Annotated in this window: 24 protein-coding genes; 8 read left to right on the forward strand and 16 right to left on the reverse strand. The window is 42.4% G+C overall.

Going from position 1 to position 23,808, the window contains the following annotated elements:
* Window positions 1-4: 4 nt before the first annotated feature.
* Genes argC through FPL27_RS09650 form a run of 3 tightly spaced genes read right to left on the reverse strand, consistent with a single transcriptional unit; the run spans window position 5 to window position 2,830 of the window.
* Window positions 5-970 (reverse strand): N-acetyl-gamma-glutamyl-phosphate reductase, encoded by a 966-nt coding sequence (argC, locus tag FPL27_RS09640; RefSeq protein ID WP_143960899.1) that lies wholly within the window; start codon window positions 968-970, stop codon window positions 5-7.
* Window positions 963-2,159 carry an argininosuccinate synthase gene (argG, locus tag FPL27_RS09645; protein WP_143960900.1) on the reverse strand — a complete coding sequence of 399 codons (1,197 nt, stop codon included), beginning with the start codon at window positions 2,157-2,159 and terminating at the stop codon, window positions 963-965. The genes argC and argG overlap by 8 nt, the downstream gene beginning before the upstream one ends.
* Window positions 2,156-2,830 (reverse strand): GNAT family N-acetyltransferase, encoded by a 675-nt coding sequence (locus FPL27_RS09650; RefSeq protein WP_143960901.1) that lies wholly within the window; start codon window positions 2,828-2,830, stop codon window positions 2,156-2,158. The genes argG and FPL27_RS09650 overlap by 4 nt, the downstream gene beginning before the upstream one ends.
* A gap of 475 nt (window positions 2,831-3,305) precedes the next feature.
* Here FPL27_RS09650 and FPL27_RS09655 point away from each other — a divergent pair, with 475 nt between their 5' ends.
* Together FPL27_RS09655 and FPL27_RS09660 are read left to right on the forward strand one after the other, a co-directional pair.
* Entirely contained in the window at window positions 3,306-3,980 is a 675-nt protein-coding gene (locus FPL27_RS09655; protein WP_143960902.1) for a DsbA family oxidoreductase, read from the forward strand.
* Window positions 3,981-4,039: 59 nt separating this feature from the next.
* Window positions 4,040-4,747 (forward strand): SDR family oxidoreductase, encoded by a 708-nt coding sequence (locus FPL27_RS09660; protein WP_143960903.1) that lies wholly within the window; start codon window positions 4,040-4,042, stop codon window positions 4,745-4,747.
* A gap of 26 nt (window positions 4,748-4,773) precedes the next feature.
* Here FPL27_RS09660 and FPL27_RS09665 read toward each other — a convergent pair whose 3' ends face one another.
* A complete protein-coding gene (locus FPL27_RS09665; RefSeq protein ID WP_143960904.1) occupies window positions 4,774-5,334 on the reverse strand; it encodes a DUF6933 domain-containing protein in 561 nt (186 codons plus the stop codon).
* A gap of 27 nt (window positions 5,335-5,361) precedes the next feature.
* Complete coding sequence (locus FPL27_RS09670; protein ID WP_143960905.1) at window positions 5,362-6,201, reverse strand: SDR family oxidoreductase; 840 nt, start codon at window positions 6,199-6,201, stop codon at window positions 5,362-5,364.
* 160 nt (window positions 6,202-6,361) lie between these two features.
* Between FPL27_RS09670 and FPL27_RS09675 the strand changes: the two genes are divergently transcribed.
* Entirely contained in the window at window positions 6,362-7,429 is a 1,068-nt protein-coding gene (locus tag FPL27_RS09675) for a COX15/CtaA family protein (RefSeq protein WP_143960906.1), read from the forward strand.
* Between the two features lie 22 nt (window positions 7,430-7,451).
* Here FPL27_RS09675 and moaCB read toward each other — a convergent pair whose 3' ends face one another.
* The 7 genes from moaCB to FPL27_RS09710 form a co-directional block, all read right to left on the reverse strand.
* Window positions 7,452-8,360 carry a bifunctional molybdenum cofactor biosynthesis protein MoaC/MoaB gene (gene moaCB, locus FPL27_RS09680; protein WP_143960907.1) on the reverse strand — a complete coding sequence of 303 codons (909 nt, stop codon included), beginning with the start codon at window positions 8,358-8,360 and terminating at the stop codon, window positions 7,452-7,454.
* Window positions 8,361-8,381: 21 nt separating this feature from the next.
* Window positions 8,382-8,831: a molybdenum cofactor biosynthesis protein MoaE gene (locus tag FPL27_RS09685; RefSeq protein ID WP_143960908.1), complete on the reverse strand. Its 450-nt coding sequence runs from the start codon at window positions 8,829-8,831 to the stop codon at window positions 8,382-8,384.
* Between the two features lies 1 nt (window position 8,832).
* Window positions 8,833-9,915, reverse strand: a complete 1,083-nt coding sequence (locus FPL27_RS09690) for a HesA/MoeB/ThiF family protein (protein ID WP_143960909.1) — start codon at window positions 9,913-9,915, stop codon at window positions 8,833-8,835.
* Window position 9,916: 1 nt separating this feature from the next.
* Window positions 9,917-10,165 (reverse strand): MoaD/ThiS family protein, encoded by a 249-nt coding sequence (locus FPL27_RS09695; protein ID WP_143960910.1) that lies wholly within the window; start codon window positions 10,163-10,165, stop codon window positions 9,917-9,919.
* Window positions 10,166-10,224: 59 nt separating this feature from the next.
* Window positions 10,225-11,406 carry a molybdopterin molybdotransferase MoeA gene (locus FPL27_RS09700; protein ID WP_143960911.1) on the reverse strand — a complete coding sequence of 394 codons (1,182 nt, stop codon included), beginning with the start codon at window positions 11,404-11,406 and terminating at the stop codon, window positions 10,225-10,227.
* Window positions 11,407-11,413: 7 nt separating this feature from the next.
* Window positions 11,414-12,394 carry a GTP 3',8-cyclase MoaA gene (moaA, locus tag FPL27_RS09705; RefSeq protein WP_143960912.1) on the reverse strand — a complete coding sequence of 327 codons (981 nt, stop codon included), beginning with the start codon at window positions 12,392-12,394 and terminating at the stop codon, window positions 11,414-11,416.
* A 126-nt stretch (window positions 12,395-12,520) separates the two neighbouring features.
* Entirely contained in the window at window positions 12,521-13,204 is a 684-nt protein-coding gene (locus tag FPL27_RS09710; protein WP_235893407.1) for a protein-L-isoaspartate(D-aspartate) O-methyltransferase, read from the reverse strand.
* Window positions 13,205-13,485: 281 nt separating this feature from the next.
* On the opposite strand from FPL27_RS09710, the gene FPL27_RS09715 reads away from it, so the two are divergent.
* The 5 genes from FPL27_RS09715 (at window position 13,486) to FPL27_RS09735 (ending at window position 17,542) form a co-directional block, all read left to right on the forward strand.
* Window positions 13,486-14,058, forward strand: coding sequence for a YceI family protein (locus tag FPL27_RS09715; RefSeq protein ID WP_143960913.1), 573 nt, complete (start codon window positions 13,486-13,488; stop codon window positions 14,056-14,058).
* Window positions 14,059-14,078: 20 nt separating this feature from the next.
* On the forward strand, window positions 14,079-15,356 hold the full coding sequence (locus FPL27_RS09720; RefSeq protein WP_143960914.1) for a hypothetical protein: 1,278 nt from the start codon (window positions 14,079-14,081) through the stop codon (window positions 15,354-15,356).
* Between the two features lie 149 nt (window positions 15,357-15,505).
* Window positions 15,506-16,096 (forward strand): YceI family protein, encoded by a 591-nt coding sequence (locus tag FPL27_RS09725; protein ID WP_143960915.1) that lies wholly within the window; start codon window positions 15,506-15,508, stop codon window positions 16,094-16,096.
* Between the two features lie 25 nt (window positions 16,097-16,121).
* Complete coding sequence (locus FPL27_RS09730) at window positions 16,122-16,829, forward strand: Crp/Fnr family transcriptional regulator (protein ID WP_143960916.1); 708 nt, start codon at window positions 16,122-16,124, stop codon at window positions 16,827-16,829.
* Window positions 16,830-16,924: 95 nt separating this feature from the next.
* Complete coding sequence (locus tag FPL27_RS09735) at window positions 16,925-17,542, forward strand: hypothetical protein (RefSeq protein WP_143960917.1); 618 nt, start codon at window positions 16,925-16,927, stop codon at window positions 17,540-17,542.
* A gap of 1 nt (window position 17,543) precedes the next feature.
* Here FPL27_RS09735 and FPL27_RS09740 read toward each other — a convergent pair whose 3' ends face one another.
* From FPL27_RS09740 to FPL27_RS09755, 4 genes are all read right to left on the reverse strand, one after another.
* A complete protein-coding gene (locus FPL27_RS09740; RefSeq protein ID WP_235893408.1) occupies window positions 17,544-18,293 on the reverse strand; it encodes an anaerobic ribonucleoside-triphosphate reductase activating protein in 750 nt (249 codons plus the stop codon).
* Window positions 18,294-18,626: 333 nt separating this feature from the next.
* Window positions 18,627-19,082 (reverse strand): YybH family protein, encoded by a 456-nt coding sequence (locus FPL27_RS09745; protein WP_143960918.1) that lies wholly within the window; start codon window positions 19,080-19,082, stop codon window positions 18,627-18,629.
* A gap of 170 nt (window positions 19,083-19,252) precedes the next feature.
* The gene (gene ccsA / locus FPL27_RS09750) at window positions 19,253-22,387 is read right to left on the reverse strand and encodes a cytochrome c biogenesis protein CcsA (RefSeq protein WP_143960919.1); all 3,135 of its coding nucleotides are present in this window, start codon (window positions 22,385-22,387) and stop codon (window positions 19,253-19,255) included.
* Window positions 22,388-22,392: 5 nt separating this feature from the next.
* The gene (locus tag FPL27_RS09755) at window positions 22,393-23,715 is read right to left on the reverse strand and encodes an alginate export family protein (RefSeq protein WP_143960920.1); all 1,323 of its coding nucleotides are present in this window, start codon (window positions 23,713-23,715) and stop codon (window positions 22,393-22,395) included.
* Window positions 23,716-23,808: the final 93 nt, after the last annotated feature.

Consider the following 23,808-nt stretch of genomic DNA (forward strand, 5'->3'; position numbering starts at 1 on the left):
GTGGTTAGAATGCGATACTTTTCAAATTGAGGCCAGTTTTTTCATCCAATCCAAATGCCAGGTTCATGTTTTGTACAGCTTGTCCGGCCGCACCTTTGAGCAGGTTGTCAATAGCTGCATAAATGACCAATTGCCCCTCTTTTTCCTGCAAGGAAATAAGGCACTTATTGGTGTTTACGGCCTGTTTCAGCATGATTTCGTTATCTGAAACATGGGTGAAGGGCTCATCAGCATAAAAAGCCTGATACTTTTCTTTCACTTCCTCAATAGACCTGTCCAAAGTTCCGTAGGCTGTTATCCAAATTCCTCTTGAGAAATTACCGCGGTAGGGGACAAAAAACAGGTTGTTTTTGAATTTCATGTCAAGCTCATGAAAGGTCTTCTTGATTTCCTTTAAGTGTTGGTGATCAAACAACTTATAAACGGAAACATTCTGATTTCTTTCGCTGAAATGGGTGGTTTCACTCAATTTTTTACCGGCACCAGTGCTGCCTGTTACTCCATTGATGTGGATGGGTCCTTCTATAATTCGATGGGCGATTGCTGGGGCCAATGCTAATTGAATTCCTGTGGCAAAACAGCCCGGGTTTGCAATTTTTTTGGCGTTTATAATTCTCGACTTGTTGATTTCCGGCATGCCGTATACGAAATTTTCACTTTCATCCCTAAAATCCGTACTCAAATCGATAATTACTGTGGAAGGTAAAAATTCATTTTTCTCTAAGAAACCCTTAGCCTCGCCGTGTGGCAAAGCTAAGAATACCGCATCTACATTTTTGTTCACCTCATCGGTAAATACCAAGTCCGAATCGCCAATAAGATCTTGGTGCACTTCATATATTTTTTTACCTTTTTGGCTGTTGCTATGGATGGATACCAATTCAATCTGGGGGTGAAAAACGAGCAGTCGAATAAGTTCTCCGCCGGTATACCCAGCTCCACCAATGACGCCTACTTTGATTTTATCCATTATCTAAAGTCTTGTTTACTTGATGAAAAATTGCAGTTTGGTTTCCGAATATTTTGGTGAATCCCTTCACATCTTCGGCAGTCCAACCTTTGTTCATTTCACCATAAGCCCCAAATTTATTGGACATCAGATCGTGTTCGGACTGAATGCCGATCAATTTGAATTGGTAAGGCAAAAGCTTGACATTGACGGTACCATTAACGAAATCTTGGGTCGACTCCATGAAGCTTTCCAGGTTTCTCATCACAGGATCCAGGTAATGGCCTTCATGCAGGTGATTACCATAAAACTCGGCCATTTGGTTTTTCCAGAAGGTCTGCCATTTGGTCAAGGTATGTTTTTCCAAAAGTTGATGAGCCTTGATAAGAATCAATGCTGCAGCAGCCTCAAAACCCACTCGGCCTTTGATGCCGATAATGGTGTCACCAACATGAATGTCACGACCGATGGCAAAAGGGCCTGCGAGTGCCTGCACTTTTTGGATAGCCTTTACTGGGTCCATTTTCTCACCGTTCACGGCGACAACTTCACCTTTTTCAAAAGTAAGTTTTAAATCTTCCGGATCCTTTTTAGTCAATTGGGTTGGAAAGGCCTCTTCCGGCAAGGTGTCGTGGGAGTTGAGAGTTTCCTTCCCTCCCACAGACGTTCCCCAAATACCTTTGTTGATGGAGTAGGCGGCTTTTTCGAAATTCATTTCTACTCCATGTTCCTTCAAGAAAGAAATTTCTTCCTCACGGCTAAGCTGCATGTCCCGGATTGGAGTGATGATTTCAATTGATGGAATCACCGTTTGGAAAATCATGTCAAACCTCACCTGATCATTTCCAGCACCGGTACTGCCATGAGCGATGGCTTCTGCATCGATTTTTGCAGCATAATCTGCCAGTGCTTTGGCTTGTACGATTCTTTCTGCGCTTACCGAAAGGGGGTAAGTTTGGTTTTTCAAAACATTGCCAAAAATCAGGTATTTTATTACTTTTTCGTAATAATCTTGAGTGACATCCAGCACTTTAAAACTTTTCAGTCCTAGTATTTTGGCTCTGGCTTCAACCGCTTCCAACTCCTCATTTTCAAACCCACCAGTATTCACCAAAACGGCATGGACTTCGTAGTTTTTTATTTTACTTAAATACAATGCACAGTAAGTGGTGTCCAGGCCTCCACTGTAGGCCAGTAATACTTTTTTCATGATTGAAGGTCGAGTTTTAACGCTTTGTTGAATTTTACTAAAATACTTTTCTTGATCTTGGTCCAACGTTCAAACAGGTTGAGGTTGCCATAAAAATCTTTTCTTAGTTTTTGTCTGTTAGGCTGTCTTTGGTTTTTTGGGACATAGAGCATGGCTGTGCAGAGACAGTTCTGCCGGTTTTTGCTAGTCAGGATAGCATAGTTAACACAGCTTTGACAACCTTTCCAAAACTGCTCATCATCGGTAAGGTCCGAATAGCTCACGGGATAATAACCCAACTCGGAGTTGATTTTCATCACGGCTGCACCAGTGGTAAGACCGAAAATCTTGGCAGTTGGGTATTTTTTTCTGCTCAGTTTAAATATGGCATTTTTGATTTCTCTCGCTAAGCCTGACTTTCTAAAATTTGGGGATACGATTAATCCTGAATTGGCCACGAACTTTTCGTGCCCCCAAGCCTCAATATAACAGAATCCAGCCCACTCACCGGTTTTGCTCAAGGCAATTACGGCTTTTCCTTCCCGCATTTTCTGCATGATGTACTCGGGGCTACGCTTAGCAATGCCGGTACCTCGAGCCTGGGCGGAATTGGCCATCTCCTCTACGATGGTGTCGGCATACTTCAAGTGCTCCTCTTTGGCCACTTGAATAATAAATTGCTTGTTTATCATATGCATGATAATTGTAATATGGTTTAGAACCGACCTAATTGTAGGCTCGGCTTTCAAGCGTCTGAAATGAAATTATCTTGGAAATAGAATCGGAAAGCGGCAACCCCATAGGTTACCATAAATATAGCAGGGACTAGGCCCTATAAAAGTTCCTTGTCCTTATTGAAAAGTTCATATCCGTGAAATCCGCCTGCTGGAGAGCAGGGGTTGGGTATTCGGCGGTTATGTTTATCTTATTGGACATTGTTGAATTCTCAAGACAAAGTTTCAAAACAATAATTTTAAAAACAAACAAAACTTCAATTCTTTGAAGTAATGATAAAAAACCTTCACAGGAGTTTATTAATCCTTCAACGATATTCAAATCTTGTTATGGTAAATAGTCCAACTTTTATGCCATAAGTTCACTGAGATTATTAAATGTGACCAACGGGAACTCTATTCGATAATTTCCCCTTTGGAAAAGAAAAAACTTATGAAAGTTGAGATTTGGTCGGACGTAATGTGCCCCTTCTGCTATATAGGAAAGCGAAGATTTGAAAAGGCTTTGGAAGATTTTGAAGGCAGAAATGATATTGAAATAGAATGGAAAAGTTTTTTGCTTAACCCTGACCTTAAAACAGATACCACTCTTTCCCCCGTAGAGTATCTCTCCCAATCTAAAGGAATGAATATTTCCCAAATAAAACAGATGATGGTTCAAGTGGAAGAAATGGGGAAAGGCGAGGGGTTAAAAATGGACTTAACCAAAACGGTTGTGGCCAATACTTTCAATGCCCACCGCCTTATTCAGATGGCCAAAGTGCATGAAAAAGGTGATTTGGCTGAGGAACTGCTTTTTAAAGCTCATTTCGAAAAAAAAATGAATACCGATGATCCGGATGTACTTCTAGAATTGGGAGACAAGTTAGGCCTTGACCGCGATGAGGTTGAATTAATGTTAAATTCAGACCAGTTTTCCGAAAGAGTACAGCAGGAATATTTGGAAGCTCAGCAGCTTGGAGTAAAGGGTGTACCGTTTTTTGTCTTTGACAGAAAGTATGGTTTAAGTGGAGCCCAGTCTTCCGATGTTTTTCTTCAGGCTTTGAATCAAGCTTATGAAGAACAGGTGTCGAATTCTAACTCGTGCGACACAGACGGCCGTTGTTAAACTTTATGTTTTCGTTATGGTTGTCCTAGTAGTTTTTAGCACATTTTGAAATCACAATTATGAAAGGAAAAGTAGCATTGATTACCGGTGGGAGTTCAGGAATAGGTTATGGAATAGCCCAAGAGCTTCTTAAGAAAGGTGTAAATGTCGGAATAACCGGAAGAGATAAAGGACGGATCGAAAAGGCTGCCCAGAATTTAGAAGGACTAGGAGGGGAGGTACTTCCCATCCAGGCAGATGTTCGGAAATTTGAGGCTCAGAAGAATGCCGTAAAAGCCGTAACGGATAAGTGGGGCCAGTTGGATTATTTTGTGGCAAATGCCGGATTGGGTCACTTTGGAAGTATAGAAGAACTCACCCCTGAGCAATGGAGCGAAACCATTGACACTAACCTTACTGGTGTGTTTTATAGTATCAAAGCGGCTCTGGAACCACTGAAGGCCTCAAAAGGATACTTCATCACTATTTCAAGTTTGGCAGGGACCAACTTTTTCGCAGGAGGATCCGCTTACAATGCCAGTAAGTTTGGGCTGACCGGATTCACCCAAGCAATTATGTTGGACTTGCGGGATGCGGGAATCAGGGTCAGTACCATTATGCCAGGTTCAGTGGCCACCAATTTCAACAACCACACCGTGAATGATGAAGATGCCTGGAAAATCCAAATCGAGGATATCGGGGAAATGGTCGTGGGCTTGTTTGAGCTCAACTCCAGAACTTTGCCGAGCAAAATTGAGGTAAGGCCTTCTCAGCCACCAAAGAAATAAAAAAAAAGCGGGTTCTCCCGCTTTTTCTATTTTTCGACCAATAATCCCCTTTTTTCTAGCTCCTCCAGAAATACCTCATTCGGTCTATGATAACCTTTTTTGTTCTTATAAGTGGTAATCCAGTTATTGACATAGTGGTTGAGGTATTCCAACTCTTCCTTTTTCTTAATTAGGTAATGTTCGATTTTAATCACATGGGTACACATTTCCTTTAATTGGCTAAGATGAGCCATGGCAGAACGGTTTACGACTGTATCATGGGAGAAAAACTCACACGACCCTAAGTAAATGTCCGGGTCAAAATTGTTGTGCCGCATAGACTCGGACAGGTAATGGCAGAATTTTTTGAAGAAACTGGCTTTCTTTTCTACCCTATAATCCGGTATGACAAAAGCAAACTTGGTTAGGCCGTTGCTGAAAACCAAAAACTTTTTACGGTTGACATAAAATATGTCCCCGTACCATCTGTAAAACTCATCTTCAATATTATCCTCAGGCACGGTAGCCATATCAAAAAACTCCGCCCCGATCATTCCCTTCAACTTTTTTGAAAAATAAAGGCTAACGATATCTGATTTTTCCTGCATGTTTTTAAAAATTTATAGTGGTTAAATTTATTCTGTCGTGGATTTTTCCTCTTTTTTAATGGAGTGGCCCTTAAAATTATTCATGGAACTGTATACGCCAAGATATTTACCTACCAGGGTATCAAACCATCTGGTTGGAAGAATGCCTTTCAAAATCGGCGTTAGGTAAACTGATTTAGGCATTCTTACAAAAACGCTGTTTCTTCTTATCCCCTCAATAGTCAAAATTGCGGCCTTTTCCGGAGTGACTATTGGCTGAATCCAGTGGGTTTTAACCCCTTCAAACATTCCTGTACCAATGTAACTTGGTGTTACAGTGGTGACTTTGACGTTTGAATTAACCTGCTCAAGCTCTAGCCTCAATGACTCTGACCATCCGGTTACCGCCCATTTGCTGGCTGCATATACAGCCATTTTGGGATTTCCCACCAAACTCGCCGCTGAGGAGATGTTGACAATATGACCTCTGTTTCTGGCCATCATATGCGGTAGGCACTTCAAGGCTATGTGCATCAAAGCTGTGGTGTTGATCTGTATTGTTTTATCTATATCCTCATGAGTGTTTTCCCAAAAATAACTACCCTCCACAATTCCTGCATTGTTGATTAAGATATCGACAGTCAGTCCATCCGATTGCATCTGCTCAAACGCGGAATTGATATCATTAAGGTCAGCGATGTTTACCCGGTAGGTGTGGACACTACCGAACTTGCCGAGTTCTGCGGAGGTCTCCAGCATTTGCTTTTCGTTGATGTCCCAAATGATAAGGTGACTTGCAGCTTGCTCAAGAGCTTTACGGCCCATTAGCTTCCCTATTCCGGACGCCCCGCCAGTAATTAGTACAGTCGAATTTTTGATTTTAGTCATGGAGGATCTGTAAAATTAACTCTGGTAGTTTTCAAGTAACAAAACCTAACCGGTTTTGTCCTTGAGTCTCTGCTAATTTCGGAAATAAAAAATTCAATCCTGACAATTATCATACTTTGTTCAAGGAAATTATAAGAGTTTTGCCTTTAAAATAGTCGTTATGCATACTTCTTTTCAAAAGTCTATTTATCTCTGGTTGATTTCAGGAGCCTTGTTGGTTACTATGATGGTGGTGGTTGGGGGAATTACTCGGCTTACGCAATCGGGTCTATCTATGGTAAAATGGGAGCCCATTACAGGAGCCATACCTCCCTTAACCGAAGAAGCCTGGCAGGTTGAATTTGAGGCATACCAGCAGTCCCCCGAATTCGAGTTCTTTAATACCCATTTTGAGCTTTCAGATTTCAAGAAAATATTCTTTTGGGAATATTTTCATCGACTTCTGGGCAGGATAGTCGGTTTGGTCTTCCTGGTTCCCTGCATTTACTTTTGGGCTAAAAGGGCATTTAGTTCAAAGTTGAAAAAGCAGGTGATCATTATATTTCTTGGCGGGTTATTCCAAGGAGTATTGGGTTGGTATATGGTCAAAAGTGGTCTTGTGGACAAGCCATATGTCAGCCATTATAGACTCGCCGCTCATTTACTAACTGCACTAGCATTGGTGGGATATATTTATTGGGTGGCAATGGAAGTAAAGGGAGTAAAAAAGAAACCAAATGCCCTACTTAACAAACTGGGTTGGTCAATGCTGGTTCTGATGTCGGTTCAAATTCTTTACGGAGCTTTTGTGGCTGGACTGAAAGCAGGATTGATGTACAACACTTTTCCCAAGATGGGGCAAAATTGGGTGCCAGCTGAGCTGTCCTATGGGGTGGATATGTTTGGTTGGGGGGGGCTTTTTGAAAGCCATGGGATAGTACAGCTCGTCCACCGAATCTTAGGAATGACTGTATTGATTCTGTCCTTTATCATCTTGTTGAATGGAGTGAAATCAGACGGGTATCTCAGAAAGGTAAGTTTCTATCAAGGCTTGGCCGTATTTGTTCAATTTGGATTAGGCATTTGGACGCTCTTGGCCGCAGTACCAATAGAATTGGGTGTGCTGCACCAAGTTGGAGCTGTAGGCGTACTGCTTTCGGTGATATATTTGGTTTTTGTAACCAAAAAGCAAACCGAACAATCAATTTGTTCAATTGATACAAGAAATAGATATGTGGCTAATTTGTAGGTTGTGTTTTTAAAATTTAATTCTAATGTCTGGCGCCTTCCATTACCCTGAAGATGTGTAATATTGCTGGGAAAACGGCATCCATAGATTCCGATGCTCCTTTTGTGGAGCCCGGGAGAGCCAATACCAAGGTATTGCCGATCAGTCCTGCAACACTTCGGGAAAGCATGGAGTAGGGGGTACGCTGCTGTCCATAATTCCGGATGGCCTCCTCAATTCCTGGAACTTTTCTTTCCAGCAATGGGGCTACCGCTTCTGGGGTAACATCCCGTGGAGAAAGGCCCGTGCCACCTGTAAGAATGATGAGGTTTATGCCGGCTGAACAATAACTTTTGACCTTTTCCTGGATTTCATCAAACTCGTCAGGGATGATTATATAATCTTCTATTGAAACTTTAAATTGCTCCAACTTGCCTATAATGGCCTTTCCAGCTCTGTCTTCCTTATTTCCTTTGGAAATGGAGTCCGAGCAGACGATCACTGCCGCCTTTAAATTATCGACTTCTTTTTTGTTGAAATCAGTTTTTCCTCCCTTTTTCTCCAAAAGTTTTATTTCATGGATACTCACCCCTTTATCTATTGGCTTGAGCATGTCGTACATGGTGAGCGCCACCACCGAAGCCGCATGCATGGCTTCCACCTCCACTCCAGTTTTATAGATAGTGTGGATTTCTGCAATAATCTGCACCTCCATATCCTGAATCTGGTAGCTGATTCCCGTGAACTCAATGGGTAGGGGGTGGCAATCAGGAATTACATCGCTGGTTTTTTTGGCAGCAAAAAGCCCGGCCGTTTTGGCCATTTCCAAAACATCCCCCTTTGGGACGGTGCGGTCCTTTATGGCCTGGATTGTCTCTGGTTTGCAGACCCTGATGATGGCTTGGGCCATTGCTTTTCTTAAAGTGGAATTTTTATGGGTGATATCAACCATTTGAGGTTAAAAGTTAAGATTTTAATTATTTTCTTTCCAAGTTGATTTTTGCTTGTCGGTGATTTCCTTGCCCCAGATAGGAAGCTCCTTCTTTATTCTTTCGACAAGCTCTTCGCATGCATCCATGGCCGCTTTGCGATGCTTGGAAGATGTGAAGACAAACAGACAAATTTCACCTGCCTTTACGGTACCAAGACTGTGATATATATGCATGCAGGTAAGTGGGTATTTGGAGAAAATCTCCTCCCGGATCTCAAATGCCTGTTCCAAAGCCATTTCCTCATATGCGGAGTACTCGATGGCGGTAACTTGGCCTATTTCTTTTTCGTCAGCCCGCACCTGTCCCAGAAATATGCTGTGTCCGCCGATTCCAGTTTTGCTGCTATGGTTGGCAATTGAGGTGGCAATGGAATCTGGGCTGATGGGTCCTTGTCGAAATATGTTTTTGGGTGTTCTTTTCTTTTCTGTCATGTTATTTAAGGTTTTCTGAAAGGGCGTTTACACCTCCTTTGATTGAGAAAAACTCTTTACCAATTAAAATAGAACTTAATTTCTGAGCAGTTTTCACACTTCTCACACCTGATTGGCAACAAATTAATATCCTGTTCTTCTGAGCAAAATCTTCCAAGTGGTCTTCAACTTCTGACATTGGGATTTGGGTATGGTCTATCTTTTCCAATTTAGGCATCTCATGCGGTTCCCGAATGTCCAATAGTAGGTTGTCTTCTTCAGTCAGCAAATCTGCCACCGTTTCCCAAGTGATTTCCTGTACTGTTCCGCAAGATAAGGCGTAATTCATTCTCAAGAACTCAGTAGGCGTTTTTGGAAAATGACCTTGTGTTTCTGGATTTTTTTCCACTTCGAAAATAGTTGAATTATGGATTAACAAGTCATAAATCAATAACTTTCCATCCAAAACTTCTCCATATCCAGCTAAGAATTTAATAGCTTCTGAGGCCTGCAGGGATCCGATAATCCCAGGTAGAACACCCAACACGCCAGTTTCGCTGCAATTGAGAACTTCGTGGGCTTCGGGTGGTTCGGGGAAAATATCCCTATAGTTTACACTTTTACTTCCGTGGGCATTCAAGAATGAAACCTGTCCTTCATTTTGAAAAATGGATCCCATGATCAAAGGTTTTTCCAGCAAAGTACATGCGTCGTTGACCATGTAGCGGGTCTGAAAGTTGTCAGATCCATCGATTACCAAATCATGATTTTCAATTATTCCCAGACAATTTTCCTGAGATAGATAAAAGGGTAAACCGTCTATTTGGATATCATTATATTTTTGGGAGAAATACTCTTTCACAACGTCTACCTTTGGCTTGCCAATGTCTGAAATGCCGAATAACACCTGCCGATTAAGGTTGGAAAGGGAAACAATATCGCCATCCACAACGGTAATATGGCCGACGCCAGCAGCTGCCAGGTAGAGCAAGGCCGGACAACCAAGCCCTCCAGCCCCAATAATTAAAACTTTGGCGGTGGCTAATTTTTGCTGCTTTTCCTGACCGAAACCGCTTAACGAATACTGTCTGACAAATCTATCCATATTAGCCACCTGAAAATGGGGGTAACAAAGCTATTTCATCATAAGGGCTGATGGCCGTATTTGCCGTTGCCAATTTTTTGTTGACTGAGATGGTAAATTTAAGGTTCTCAAGCTCGGGATATGAGGAAACCAATTCTTTTTTGAGTTGGTTGGTGTCTTCTGTTTGGGGCAGTATAAGGATTTTGTCGCCAAGTTTTTCAGCAATCACCCCAAATGCAAGTATTGTTATTTTTGTGTTGGTAGTATGCATTTTTTTTAAATTACTCTTTAAATTGATGTGTAAAAAATTCGTCTGTTTGATAAATTTTTTCACCAATAGTACACTTTTAACAACGTTCCTTCCTCCACTGTGCACATTTCCTCAGGAATTTCTACGAACACATCGCAAACGCCAAAACTGATCAGGTTGAAAGACTCCTGGCCTCCCAAAATCCGAACCCCTTCTGGAGTGATTTGTCCTTTTAAGAAAAAGGTGAGGGGTGGTTTTTTTTCGAAGGAATTGGCGGTCGGCAAATATGCGGAAGATGCCCAAACGTCGGAATGGCCCATCCAATGTTTGATCATGGGTTTTACATACTGGTTAAAGCAATTAATAACTGATGCGGGATTTCCTGGAAGCGCGAAGACCAATTGGTTTTCGGTTTTTCCTGCAAAGAGAGGCTTACCAGGGCGTTGTTTTATTTTATAAAATAGTTCTTCAACTCTGTTAGCATACAGGGCCTCTTTGACAAAATCATAATCCCCTACGGAAATACCACCTGAAAACAAAAGGATATCATATTGAGAAAGAAGGTCTTTCACTAGCATTCCTAGACTTTCTGCATCATCTTTTACTTTGTAAACTTTCGAGCTCTCAACTCCCAAGTGCTTTAAATAAGCCTGAAGGGTTGGGCCGTTTGAGTTGTAAATTTCTCCATAAGCTAATTTCTCACCAATTTCCTTGAGCTCATCACCTGTCACCACCACCGCAATAGACGGCGGTGCATACACTGGGACTTCAGTAATGCCAACAGAAGCCAGCAGACCTATTGTTCCAGGAGTTATTTTGCTTTCACTTTTCAAAATCAAGTCACCCTTATTATTTTGGTTGCCTTGAAGTCGAACATTTGAGCCTTTTTTGAATCTATCTATTTCAAAAGTTAGTTCATCAGCACTTGACTCCACATATTCTTGTGGAATGACAGTGTCGGATCCAGCTGGCATCGGAGCTCCTGTGAAAATCCTGAAAGCTTGATCTGGAGATAATTGTGGGATTTGGCCGGACCCGGCTTTTCCGCTAACCGAAAGGTTGAGTTTACGCCTGTTGTTGCCCTCGTCCCATTTGATTGCATAGCCGTCCATGGCTGAATTATCAAAATTGGGGACATCGCAAGGGGAATAAATATCTTCGGCCGTTACTAAGCCCAAGGTTTGTGCTATTGGTAATTTTATGGTTTTCCCTCTTCTGGCATTATCAGAAAGGATTTCTTTGGCTTTTTCTACAGCAATCATATTTAATTTATCCTCCGATTTTGATCATACTGCGGTTCTTAAGGGTCCCCGCATCAATGTTTTCATAACCTTTGGCAAATTGCCCACCCATGACGGCGTGTTTTTCCTGAATGGATTCTATTATCAGTTTTTTGATGTCCTTTCCATTTCTCAATTCACCAAGCAGGTCCTTTTCTTCATTTCCAAAAAGGCAGTTTTTCATTTTCCCGTCGGCTGTCAATCTCATCCGGTTACAGCTGCCGCAAAAATGCTCGGTCATGGTGGTTATAAAGGCAAATGTTCCCTCGTGTCCGATGACTTTAAACTTTTTGGCGGTGGCATGAGGCTCGTCCTTAAGCTTGACAATGTCAAATTCCTCAATCACTCTATCTAGCATTTGCTTAGAGGTGATAACTTGCTTGCTATCCCAAGCATTGCCATCAAAAGGCATAAATTCTATGAAGCGCACGTGCAATGGCATATTCTTGGTGATTCTGACAAAGTCTAGCAGCTCTTTCTCCACCATACCCTGCATCGCCACCACATTTATTTTCACTCGAAAACCATTCTCTATCAAAAGGTTGATGTTTTTCCAAACTTTATCGAATTGGTTTCTTTTTGTGAGGGAAAAGAAGGTTTGAGGATTTAGGGTGTCGAGGCTGATATTGATAGTTCTCATACCCGCTTCCTTAAGATTTTCAAGGTAGGTGTCCACCAGCACGCCATTGGAGGTCATTGTAATCTCCACTGGGAGTTTGGCTAATTTACCCAAAATGGAGGCAAACCCCTTTCTTACCATGGGTTCCCCTCCGGTCAATCGGATTTTTCTAACGCCTAATTCAACAAACACTTTAGCAATGGTGATTATTTCCTCTTCACTCATCAGGTGGGACTGGGGCAGGCAAGGAGTGTTCTCATCCGGCATGCAGTAGCTGCATCGAAAGTTGCAGCTGTCGGTAAGTGAAATTCGTAAATAGTCATGTACTCTATGGTGCTTGTCTATAAGCATAGGCTATTCTATATTTAAATTCTTAGCACCAAGATAAGCATTAATATTATATCGGTAATGACGGTATTGGTTTTATTTGGAGACACCGGTAGCCATTGAAAGCTGATGTCCTTTTAAGCATTTATTTTAAAGGGTATCTCGGGTAAAAGGCACAAAACGCACCGGGGCGACACTTCGGCTTCTGATTTTGCCGTTCTTCTTTTCGATCAGGGTTAGCTCTTGGATTTGGTTGACAGGCCCGATCGGTACGACCATCTTTCCCCCTTCGGCAAGTTGGTCAATAAGCGGCTGGGGAAGTCTGTCCGGTGCAGCGGTCACGATAATGGCATCAAAAGGCGTCTCTTCCGGCCAGCCCGCATAGCCATCGCCTATGCGGACATTGATGTTTTCATAACCCAGATCTGAGAGGTCCTTCTCGGCTTTTTCCCCTAGAGACCTTATAATCTCTATGGTATAAACCTGGTCAACCATTTCGGCGAGTACGGCGGCTTGATACCCGGAGCCCGTTCCGATTTCCAAAACCCGCATGTCTTTATTGGGATCGATCAGTTGGGTCATGAAGGCTACTATGAATGGCTGAGAGATTGTTTGGCCATCCCCGATAGGTAGTGGTCTGTCCAGGTAGGCGTTGGGGCGTTGGCTTGGAGGCACGAGTTTGTGCCTGGGTACGGTTCTCATTGCTTTCAACACCTTTTTGTTGTGAATACCTTGAGACTGTATATGATCTTTAACCAACCTATCCCTAGCGGCAGCATATTTCTCCTCCTGAGGGAATATAGTGAAAAACATGATCAAAAATGGCCAAAACATATTTTTATATTTTTTGCTGACTTTCCTTTTAAGTTACAGTATTGTGCTTTCAAAACCAAGAATGCCAATGAGTTAAAGGGGTGTAAATAGTTTGTTTTTTCTTAAAACCCTTTTAAAAGGCTATCCTTATTAAAATCAGGAGCTTAAAGTAATTTTGGTATCAAATACTGATAATAATCATGTTTTTCTGTAACCGGGGTCATAACCTAGGCTGTAGGGTATAGCTAGCTTTGTAATGTTGAAAGAGAGAAAAAATCAACATTCACCAAAACAATAATGCTATGAAAACTGTCAACCGAACCTTCCAAACTTTTCTGATGGCTTTTCTAATGTTTACCGCTTTTACGGTAAATGCCCAGGAAACGCTTACCCTGAATGGTAAATCGGAGTTTAAGGTTTCTGGCACCTCCACTATTCATGATTGGGACATGATTTCTGACAATGGTCAAAAGGGAAGTGCTAAGATCAAACTTGATAATGGTAAGATCGCCTCAATTGAAACTTTGAAGGTTTCCTTTCCAGCTAACACCTTAAAAAGTGGTAAAAACGGAATGGACAAAAATGCCTACGAAGCTCTAAATGTGAAAAAGCATCCCGAGATCCTATTTGAACTAACCGAAGTCCTCGATATTTCTGACAAGGTGATCAAGGCCAAAGGAAACCTTACCATCGCGGGTAAAACCCAAAATGTGCCAATGGATGTCAATTACACAGTAAGTGGCAACAAAGTAAATTTCTCGGGCAACCAAAACATCAAATTCACACAATTCAACATAGATCCTCCTACGGCGATGTTCAATACGATCAAAACAGGAGATGACCTCAAAGTAAGTTTTAACACAACATTCAACTAATTTCTTTTACCCCATAAGCTATGAAAACTTATAAAAACTTGTACAGAACGGGACTGTTATCAGCCGCTGTACTAATGGCAGGCAACGTTTTGGCCCAGGATATCCAGCGAGACACTGATCTCCAGTATTTCCGACCAAACAACAAGGATGGCATCAACATGTTTGAGGCGCCAAAAGAAGCAAAAGGAACATTTGAAGGCGTACGAGTAAGAGTAGGGGGGGATTTTGCACTTCAGTTCCAAGGTTTGCAGCAAAGCAACACCATGAACAACCTGGTAGACATGGAAAGAAACCTAAACCTTCCTGCTGCCAACCTGAACTTGGATGTACAGCTTTACCATGGTGTGAGAATGCACCTGAGAACCTACCTTTCTTCTAAGCACCACAATGAAGCTTGGGTAAAGGGTGGTCACTTACAGATTGACCAGTTGGATTTCATCAAGCCAGGCTTTTTGGAAAACCTCATGCAATACACCACCATTACAGTAGGTTTGGATGAGTTCGGCTACGGTGATGCGGTTTACAGAAGATCGGATAACGCTAGAGCAATCTTCAACCCTTTCATTGGAAACTATATCATGGATGCGTTTTCTACAGAAGGTTTCGGTCAGGTGATGTATAGAAGAAGTGGATTCATCGGTATGGCCGGTGTGACAAACGGTAAACTTAATCAGAACGTGATCGTGAATGAGAATACTGACAACAGGCTCTCCTTCTTCGGTAAGCTAGGTTACGATGACTATATCACTGATGATCTTAGAGTGAGATTCACTGGATCTGTTTACCAAAACAACGGTACTACAACTGGACAAAACCTTTTCGGAGGGGATAGAGCTGGATCTAGATACTACGCCATCATGAGAACTGTTGAGGGTGACGGTACAAACTTCGAGGGTCGATTCAATCCTAGATTCACTCAAATGACTGCGGTTCAATTCAACCCATTCGTGAAATTCAAAGGTCTTGAGTTCTTCGGTATCTACGAAATGGTGAACAACAGCTCTGAGCAGGGCAACGGTAACTTTAACCAAATCGCAGGTGAGTTGCTTTACAGATTCGGTAACACGGAGCAGTTCTACATCGGCGGACGTTACAATGAGGTACAGGGCAAGATGAATGAGGCAGCTGGTGAGCTTAAACTTACAAGATTGAACCTAGGCGGTGGCTGGTTTATGACCAAAAACATCCTTACCAAACTTGAGTATGTGGACCAAAGATATGAGGGTTTTGCAGCTACCAGCAAATACAACGGAGGTAGATTCCATGGGGTAAACATAGAAGCTGCAATAAGTTTTTAACAATTCATCAGAGGTGGGGACATAAGGTCTCCACTTCTATTTTCCTTTTGGAAAACAAGTGCAACCTCTCTTACCGGAGGATTTGCTGTTCCTGAAAAAACCAGTTCACTTTTTTATAATATTATTATTGAATAAAAAGTGTAGAAACCATGGCAAAGCTATTCATACTTATCTTGATTCTTGGACAGGCTGTAATGATGCCAACTGGCTCCATCGAGACAGCTAAGTGGAAGGTTTCGGAAGACAGCCGGCTGGAAATCAACGGTTCCACTAATGTGACTCCTTTCTATTGTGTGTCTGTCGACTATTCAGGTAATGATGTGCTATTTGCCAATGATATACAAGGGGCACAAAACCTCATCTGGTCTGGTGAGATCGTGATGAAGGCCAACAACTTCGATTGTGCCAACAACATCATGACTAAGGATTTCCGCAAAACCGTGCAAGCAGACGATTATCCTGAAATTAAGATCAGGTTTATCAGCCTTCAGCAAAATCCCAAAAACAGATCCAAGGAGCAGTTTGAAGGCAAAGTTGAGATTTCCCTAGCTGGGGTGGCCAACCAATTTCCCATTACTTGTCAGCTAAAAGATCCCGGAAATGGCAAGAAAAAGCTTACTGGAGAGCAAACCTTTAAGTTCTCTGATTTCCAAATCGATCCACCTGTAAAATTTCTAGGTGCGGTGAGAGTCAAAGATGAAGTAACCGTAAATTTTGACCTTATACTAGAGGCAAATTGAATAAACCCTAATAACCAATCAAACGATGAGAGATCCCAAAGAAGCCTGTGAGATCTGTCTAAGCAGAAAATTATCCCTTTTTGCTAACCTGACAGAGGAGGAGTTGAAGAAAATTTCGGCTGCCAAGAACATGATTTCCCATAAAAAAGGACAGACGCTTTTTTATGAAGGCACCAAGCCACTTGGGATTTTCTGCGTGAGATCCGGAGTGGTCAAAACGGTCAAAGCGGCTTCTAACGGCAAAGAACAACTCATCCATTTGGCCAAAGAGGGAGATTTTCTGGGTTATACTTCACTGCTTAGCGATGATGTGTATTCCTCCACCTCCACCATTATCAAGGATGCTCGGGTTTGCTTTATTCCAAAGGAAGCCTTCATGGATGTACTTCGAAAAGACGTGAATTTTCATTACAAGGTCACTGAAAGCATCTGCCGGGATATCGGCAATATGGAGGAAAGGCTTACAGATGCTAATCAAAAATCAATAAGGGAACGCCTAGCTTATGTGCTGCTGAAACTGGTGAACACTTTTGGAGTGAAAGGCGAAAAAGGGGAGAAAATAGAAATTGTGCTGAGTCGCGAGGAGATTGCCTCCCTGGTGGGTACTGCCACGGAGACCATCATCCGGCTACTATCTGAATTCAAAAAAGATAAGCTCATTGCACTTCAAGGAAAATACATTCTGGTTTTGGATAAAAAAACCCTTTCGAAAGTGGCGGATTTTTATCAATAACTGCTTTAAAAACTGACAATAATCACTTTTCATACGAGTAATTGTCATAATACTTTTTGCATTCCCACAGTAGATTTGCATAAACATTAAGAGATATGGCGACGATAGCAGAAACAGCACTTCAATTCGAAATTCCTGAAAATATCCTCAAGTTCCACGAGCTGGAGTCTATCCTGAGGGAATTCGATCCTAAGAGTGGTGATGTGAAGAGTGGCGAAAACCCTACTCTGATCACGGCTAATCTCCCGCAAGTATTGGAATGGCTGCATAACATGGACAAGCCTAGAGAGCTGGAGAAGAATCCTTGTGATACCCCATTGCTGCTCTTTGACCATGAGGTGAATACTGAGAAAGTCCTTTTCCATTATGACGGAAGTGAAGGGTCGGCTCAGATCATTAAACACTTTATCAAGCTTTTTAACCCACGTCTCAAATCTAGTCAAGCGACCATCATTTCCCCCAGCTTTATACCCAAATCAAAACTGTCGGAGGAAAAGGAATTGGTGACATTGATAAATGAACATTTTGACGAAACGTTTTTCATCAAGTTCAATTTTAGAAAGATCGCTGACTTTTGGTCATACGCCACCCAGACCAAGTGTAACTTGATGGTCACCTCCAAAAAATATCAGGCTGAGCTGGCAAAGGTGCTTTATCATTTTTACAAAGGTGAAAGATGGTATGACAAGCTATCCATTTATCTGGCTAAATAAATCACCTGTCCACCACTTCAATTTTTGGAGTCGAAAGGCTCCTTAGATCCTGCAAAGTAGAAGATCTGCCCATTTTACCAATCGTATCGGTATCGGTTTTGAATTGCTGTATATAGTAGATACCTCTGTATCCAATTTTTTCCAGATAGCTAACCATACGCTTGATTTCCTCCCTGTCAATTAGCTCCGAATGTACAGTAGTCCTCACTTCAAATTCAATACGGGAATTGATTAGCAACATCAATGAGTTCTCAAATTGCTGAAATAAATTGGAACCAGTTATGTGCTGGAAATTCTTTGGTAGAGACTTGAAGTCCAAAGCCACATAATCAATTAGTCTTTCTTCCAATAGTTGGTTAATTCGCGAAGGTAACGCTCCGTTCGTATCAATTTTGATTTTCAACCCAAAGGTTTTTATGATCCTTGCTAATGGTAGCAAGTCACTGTGAAGGGTACATTCACCTCCGCTAAAAACCACTCCGTCAAGCAATGTTCTCCTAGAATAGATAAAATCTAGCGCTTGGGCAAGATACAGTTTGCCTTTTCCCGTCACGATTTGGGGGTTGTAGCAATACAGACATCTCATATTACAGCCTGCAAACCAAAGGATGCAGGCTGTATGTCCAGGATAATCTAGCAGGGTGAATGGCGTGATATTAAATATCGGCCTGGCAACTCTGTCCTTCTTTAAAATGTGTTGCTGATCAAGTTTGACCTGGCCCGCATTTCCATCCGAAAATCCGGTTTTCAACTGAAACCATCTACCATCCAATTTTATGGTATGGGTGGGTGCTATTTCAAGTGACCCTTGCAGGAAGAATGTTAGCTGCGACCCTTAAATACACGGAAGTCCGACAAAGTTTTGGCGTAGTAAATGGCTGGACGGTATTAGGCATGTTTGGGTTGATGGCATTGGTGTTGATATGGAAGGTCTATGGCCAAACGTTGTTTGCTATGATTAACAAAAAGGTGACATTAAAAAATTAAATTTTCATAAGGCTAATTGAAAGCAGAGAACCGTGGCTCCTTGAATCACGGTTCTTTTTATATCCTGTCCTGCGGCTACAGTCTCCGGTCTTCCATCTTAATTATCATTCCACACATCATGACTGGTCTTCCATGTCCCGTCCGACTGTCTTTTCACAATGTTGAGGTATTTGGAACTGCTTTGGGTCGTGTCGCCTGAAGTTTTGTCAATTAAGGTAACCCTTGCTTCACCTCGGGCAAACCCTAAATCTCCGGAAACTTCAATTTCTTCATACCAGCTGTCCAGTTCCGCTTCATATTCCTCAAAGATTTTGGCATAATAGGCTTCCACCTCCTCAGTACCTATGGCAACCTCCTCACCTGGAGCCATCAAAACTCCATCATCAGTGAAGTGGCTTGCAATTGTTTTGGCATCACCATTATTAAAAGCTTTGGCTCTTGCCTTGCTCATTTCAGTGATAGCCTGATGGTCATTGTTTGAGGCATTATTTTCTGCTTCCGAACAAGAGTAAAGGAAGAGGAAAGTGATGAGATAAGTAAAGGAATGTTTCATAGTTATATGGTTGGTTGATAAAGGTACTAAAACCCAACCTCAAGCCAACTTCAACCTAACCCTCACCCAACAAAACCTTGGGTGAGGGTTGGGTCAGTGTTGGGTGAAGGTTGGGTCATGGTTGGGCTATAGACGCTTCATACACGCTTGATGCCTACTTGATACTCCCGTTATACTACCAATCTTTTCTTCTCCTCCTGCGTCAGTTTCTTATATTTCCACCACGCTAATATTGAAATCACCAACAGCACAGCTACAATATAATAAACCCAATTTGGCACCGGTACAGGATCTCCAGCGGCATAGGAGTGCAAACCAGAAAGGTAATAGTTTACCCCAAATGAGGTCATGATGATAGTGGAGAAGCCCCAAAGACTGGCCAAATTATAAAGGAGGCTATTTTTCAACGGGGGGATCAATCTCAGGTGCAGAATTGCTGCGTAAATGATCACCGAGATCAAAGCCCAAGTCTCTTTTGGATCCCAGGCCCAGTAGCGTCCCCAGCTTTCATTGGCCCAAACGCCCCCAAGGAAGGTCCCAATGGTCAGCAGGAAAAGACCTATAGTTATGGACATTTCGTTCACCACATTCAGCTCCTGCATGCTGAGCCACCATTTGGCTTTTGGACTTACAGGTTTGAATATCAAAAGCATCAAGCTTAGAAGTGCAATTATAGCCGAAAGGGCTAAAGGTGCATAGCCACTTACAATCACCGCCACGTGGATTTTCAACCAGTAGGAGTGGAGAACAGGCATCAGGTTGGTAATCTCAGGATTCAGCCAATCCAGGAAGCCTACAAATAGGAGGGTTCCTGCAAAAAGAAGTCCTAAAGGAATGGTAAACTTTGACTTGTTGGAAAATAGCAGTCCGAAGAAAAGCACACCCCAAGCCACAAATACTAGCATTTCAAAGCCATCGCTCCATGGCGGATGCTTGGCAATGTACCATCTCAATCCGAGGTGGAAAGTAAAGACCAAAAGTCCTATCCAGCCCATCACATTGCCCACATTCCAGGCTATGTTCATAGGCTTGTTTTCTTTGAAAAGCATGGTAATTCCCAGCATCAGCATGCAAATCCCCAGCAGCCAGAATGGACCAAACATCCTTGTACCCAGGTTAAGTCTGTTGTAAAGGACTTCTGCCATGATCAGGTTTTCACTTGGGTAGACCTCTTTACCTGCATACTGCTGAAACACATTAATGTAATTGAGCGCCTCGTAGGCTTCTTCCCACTTGTTTTCTTCCAAACCTTTTTTGACTCCGTTAAGAAAAAGCGGAGTAATGTTTTTGACGAAGATTGCATCTTCTTCCTCAAAGCCTTGCTGATGCTGCTGGCTGGTAAACCACGTGTTGTTTTGGTCCAGTTTATTTGGAAAAATCCTGAGAAAATCACCAGTCAGCAAGGCATAGAAGATATTGAAGCGCTCATCGGTTTTGAGCAATTCTTTATGCCCTTCATTTCTTTCCGCTGGCTTTAGCATGTTGGCGATTTCAACCAAATCATATAGCCTGTACTCCCCCTCATCAGTTAAGAAATCTCTGAAGCTGATTTTATCAGTCGGATCCAAATCCAAAGCTGCAAAAGCATGGAGTGATTTTTCCTTGTAAATTTTAATAATCGGCAAATGGCTGTAGCTAACCGGATCCAATTGTATGGCCAGCAAAAACTGCTCAGCAGTCAATCTCTCTGTCCCTGCATCCGTTGGAATATCCACGTAGGATTTCCCGGCGATTTTACGGACGATCTCATTGGCGAGTGTATTGAGGGGCTTCATCCGCCCATCCAAATCCTGCACGATCAGTTTGCCATATTCATCGGCAACTTCCACTGGAACGATACTCTCAGGAGCAACGGTAGGCGTAATTGTTTGCGACTGTAAACTTGCAAGGCTGAGGATAAATATGGGTAGAAGTACCATTGCTTTCTTCCTCAAGGTTCCAAGTTTTGTGTTCAGCATTTGGAATCTGCTGCCTTTGACAAACAGGGTCATAAACATCCCGATGGTCATCAAGAAATAGCCGAAATAGGTTAGGTAGGTTCCCGGTCTGTCTTGATTGACCGAAAGCACTGTTCCCATTTCATCGGTGTCATAGGAGGATTGGTAAAATCTATAGCCTCTGTAATCCAGCACGTTGTTCATGAATATCCTATACGGGAATTCCTCTCCATTGTCCCGTACCATTACTTCACTGGCGTAACTTGCCGGGCTTTGGCTACCAGGATAGCGATCCAGTTCAAAGGCATTGAGATAAAGGTCAAAAGGGAAGGAAATCGCCTTAGGACCGTATGCGAAACTAAACTGCTGGCCATTGTAATCGAATGAATGCCAACTTGGATTAAGGGATGTAAGTTTAACATAGGCATTTGAAATGATTTGGTCATCTTGGTCACGCACACCGATCTTGATTATATCAGCTCTGTTTTTGGCAACTTGAGGATCTGGCTCGGGGCCGTAATGTAATTCGGAATTCTCTTCTATTGATTTAACAATAAACGCACCCGCATCCCACTGATAAAGGGAGCGGTATCTTATCTTTTGTGTTTCTCCAGCATGCATGACGCCAATCTGCTGGGTGGTCATATCCATGACTTGCAGGTGGATATCGGTTTGAATAACCCAACTGGAATCCGTGCGGAAGATCTTAACCGGACTTTCTGAGTCCATAGTGGTCCCCAATTCAAAACCTTTTAGCTTTACCGTTTGGCCGGGATTGATGAGATAGTCCTCTCTACCTTCACCCACTGCCACAGCAAGACCTATATAGGTATTATCTCCAGGTTCAAATTCTTCCCTTGCCCCGACAATATAATCCTCAAAGGTAAACTTAAAATTAGGCTCGTTGAAAGAAACCTTGTGGGTTTGAGGTTTGAAATTATGACTGATCAGGGTTACCGGTTTCTCAAAACTGTTGGCCTTGTCAGCATCATGTCTTTTGACCTGAAGGTAGTGGGCAGTGGTGCAAAAGGTGTTTTCTGCATTTCCCTCGCGGATGTGAATCATACCTTCTTCACTCATATACCTGGTGATCCCCGCACCAATGATAGTGATCACAAAAGCAATATGAAACAACCCAATTGGCCACCTCTTGGCGCTGAATAATTTGTAATGCTGAATGTGGCTTAGAAAATTAATGGCAAGCCATATCATGATAATCTCAAACCACCAGGAATCGTACACCAGCCCTCGAGCGACGGCGGTTCCATGGTCATTTTCTATGAAAGTTGCCCAAGCCATACTACCGGCAAAAGCAATCAACAGCACCAAGGTGATTTTGGTGGAAAACACTAACTTCACAAACCTCATTCTTCCTACAGTAATATTCCTATAAATTTATTTTTCATCGTTGGCCTAAAGATCATCATCAGATAAGCCCAGTTTTGTGTATCTCTTAAATTTCTATTGCCTTGTACTGCACGGAAAGTGTCTGTATAGAAAAATTGGCTGTATCCTCCCTGAAGGGAAATTGCATCTGTGAAAACATACCCAAAGCTTAAGTCAAGTTCGGTTCCCATGAAGTTACTCAAGGGCTCAGGCGAAATAGTGGGGCCAAACACGCTGGAGTATGAGTAGAACAAATGAATATCGCCCTGGAGAAAGAACCTATTATTGAAATCGTACCGGCCTCTTAGGAAATAATCCTGTAGGCCAACATTGTTTTCGTGGGCTCCCCCTACATAGAATAAGTCCATGTATCCATTGAATAGGTGGTTGGTACCGTAGGATGGGGTATAGGCATTATTGGTCGTAGAATCCACACCACCACTAAGAATTTCAAATCCACCCACGAGTCTAAATCTACGGCCTGCTTCATTGTCTATGTCAAACTGCTGGGTTACCTGGGCACTTACATTGTAAGCATTGATCCTTCTTCTTTGCACACCATTCCTGTCTCTTCCCAACTGGTGATAGTAATATCCCGAAAAGGTCGTATTTCCCATTTGATACCTCAGGGTAGGTAGACCAATGGTTTGGCGGAAATCCACTCCGGTGGTGGAAAATTCACCATCTTCCACCGTCCAAAATTGCCTTCCATCATTCCATAATAAGGCCGAAAAATGGAAATCGCCGATTTTGTTTTCATACCTAGCCATTTGGGCGGCTTTATATTGATTAGGTACCACATAGGTGTTTTCAAACAGAAACATTGACTCCTGATTAAAGCCACCACCAAAATGGAATTTTATGTCCTCCTTCTCGTATTTTACAAGAGCAAAATCATGTGCTCTGGCCTGAAGTGCCCAGTCCAGGTTACCCAAAAACCTAGCATTGTCATAATTCAACTCCTGACGACCAAGCTTGATCTTCCACAATGGCCCTAGGTCTGCCTCAAGCCAGGCTTCATGTACAGATAAAAAATTATCTGTTAGCTTGACCTGAGACGTGTTTCCCCAGGTACGGATATCTTGTACGCTCATGAAAAAATTAAAACCATCAAGTCGGTAACTAGCCTGAAGCCTGGCTCGGTGCGCGATGAAAGCCGCCGGGTTTTCACCTTCGGCGATAGGCCTTCCAAATCCGTTACGAAATTCACCCCGGATAATGTACTGCCCATCAATACTAAATTGGGCCATTGCGCTGTGGTAGGAAAGCATCATTATCATGACCAATCCGATGGTTAATAATTTTTTCATAACCTTGATATATTTAAAAGGAAAAAGGATTTTTTTTAGTATAAAAGCTTGAATTACAAGTAAATATACAAAATTTACAAGTGCCTTATTTCC

The organism is Litoribacter populi (assembly GCF_007483685.1).
Classification (GTDB): domain Bacteria; phylum Bacteroidota; class Bacteroidia; order Cytophagales; family Cyclobacteriaceae; genus Litoribacter; species Litoribacter populi.

What these genes read in the sequence shown, in the direction of transcription:
- argC (WP_143960899.1), bottom strand. Translation starts at nt 970, where the DNA reads ATGGATAAAATCAAAGTAGGCGTCATTGGTGGAGCTGGGTATACCGGC.
- argG (WP_143960900.1), bottom strand. Translation starts at nt 2,159, where the DNA reads ATGAAAAAAGTATTACTGGCCTACAGTGGAGGCCTGGACACCACTTAC.
- FPL27_RS09650 (WP_143960901.1), bottom strand. Translation starts at nt 2,830, where the DNA reads ATGATAAACAAGCAATTTATTATTCAAGTGGCCAAAGAGGAGCACTTG.
- FPL27_RS09655 (WP_143960902.1), top strand. Translation starts at nt 3,306, where the DNA reads ATGAAAGTTGAGATTTGGTCGGACGTAATGTGCCCCTTCTGCTATATA.
- FPL27_RS09660 (WP_143960903.1), top strand. Translation starts at nt 4,040, where the DNA reads ATGAAAGGAAAAGTAGCATTGATTACCGGTGGGAGTTCAGGAATAGGT.
- FPL27_RS09665 (WP_143960904.1), bottom strand. Translation starts at nt 5,334, where the DNA reads ATGCAGGAAAAATCAGATATCGTTAGCCTTTATTTTTCAAAAAAGTTG.
- FPL27_RS09670 (WP_143960905.1), bottom strand. Translation starts at nt 6,201, where the DNA reads ATGACTAAAATCAAAAATTCGACTGTACTAATTACTGGCGGGGCGTCC.
- FPL27_RS09675 (WP_143960906.1), top strand. Translation starts at nt 6,362, where the DNA reads ATGCATACTTCTTTTCAAAAGTCTATTTATCTCTGGTTGATTTCAGGA.
- moaCB (WP_143960907.1), bottom strand. Translation starts at nt 8,360, where the DNA reads ATGGTTGATATCACCCATAAAAATTCCACTTTAAGAAAAGCAATGGCC.
- FPL27_RS09685 (WP_143960908.1), bottom strand. Translation starts at nt 8,831, where the DNA reads ATGACAGAAAAGAAAAGAACACCCAAAAACATATTTCGACAAGGACCC.
- FPL27_RS09690 (WP_143960909.1), bottom strand. Translation starts at nt 9,915, where the DNA reads ATGGATAGATTTGTCAGACAGTATTCGTTAAGCGGTTTCGGTCAGGAA.
- FPL27_RS09695 (WP_143960910.1), bottom strand. Translation starts at nt 10,165, where the DNA reads ATGCATACTACCAACACAAAAATAACAATACTTGCATTTGGGGTGATT.
- FPL27_RS09700 (WP_143960911.1), bottom strand. Translation starts at nt 11,406, where the DNA reads ATGATTGCTGTAGAAAAAGCCAAAGAAATCCTTTCTGATAATGCCAGA.
- moaA (WP_143960912.1), bottom strand. Translation starts at nt 12,394, where the DNA reads ATGCTTATAGACAAGCACCATAGAGTACATGACTATTTACGAATTTCA.
- FPL27_RS09710 (WP_235893407.1), bottom strand. Translation starts at nt 13,204, where the DNA reads ATGTTTTGGCCATTTTTGATCATGTTTTTCACTATATTCCCTCAGGAG.
- FPL27_RS09715 (WP_143960913.1), top strand. Translation starts at nt 13,486, where the DNA reads ATGAAAACTGTCAACCGAACCTTCCAAACTTTTCTGATGGCTTTTCTA.
- FPL27_RS09720 (WP_143960914.1), top strand. Translation starts at nt 14,079, where the DNA reads ATGAAAACTTATAAAAACTTGTACAGAACGGGACTGTTATCAGCCGCT.
- FPL27_RS09725 (WP_143960915.1), top strand. Translation starts at nt 15,506, where the DNA reads ATGGCAAAGCTATTCATACTTATCTTGATTCTTGGACAGGCTGTAATG.
- FPL27_RS09730 (WP_143960916.1), top strand. Translation starts at nt 16,122, where the DNA reads ATGAGAGATCCCAAAGAAGCCTGTGAGATCTGTCTAAGCAGAAAATTA.
- FPL27_RS09735 (WP_143960917.1), top strand. Translation starts at nt 16,925, where the DNA reads ATGGCGACGATAGCAGAAACAGCACTTCAATTCGAAATTCCTGAAAAT.
- FPL27_RS09745 (WP_143960918.1), bottom strand. Translation starts at nt 19,082, where the DNA reads ATGAAACATTCCTTTACTTATCTCATCACTTTCCTCTTCCTTTACTCT.
- ccsA (WP_143960919.1), bottom strand. Translation starts at nt 22,387, where the DNA reads ATGAGGTTTGTGAAGTTAGTGTTTTCCACCAAAATCACCTTGGTGCTG.
- FPL27_RS09755 (WP_143960920.1), bottom strand. Translation starts at nt 23,715, where the DNA reads ATGAAAAAATTATTAACCATCGGATTGGTCATGATAATGATGCTTTCC.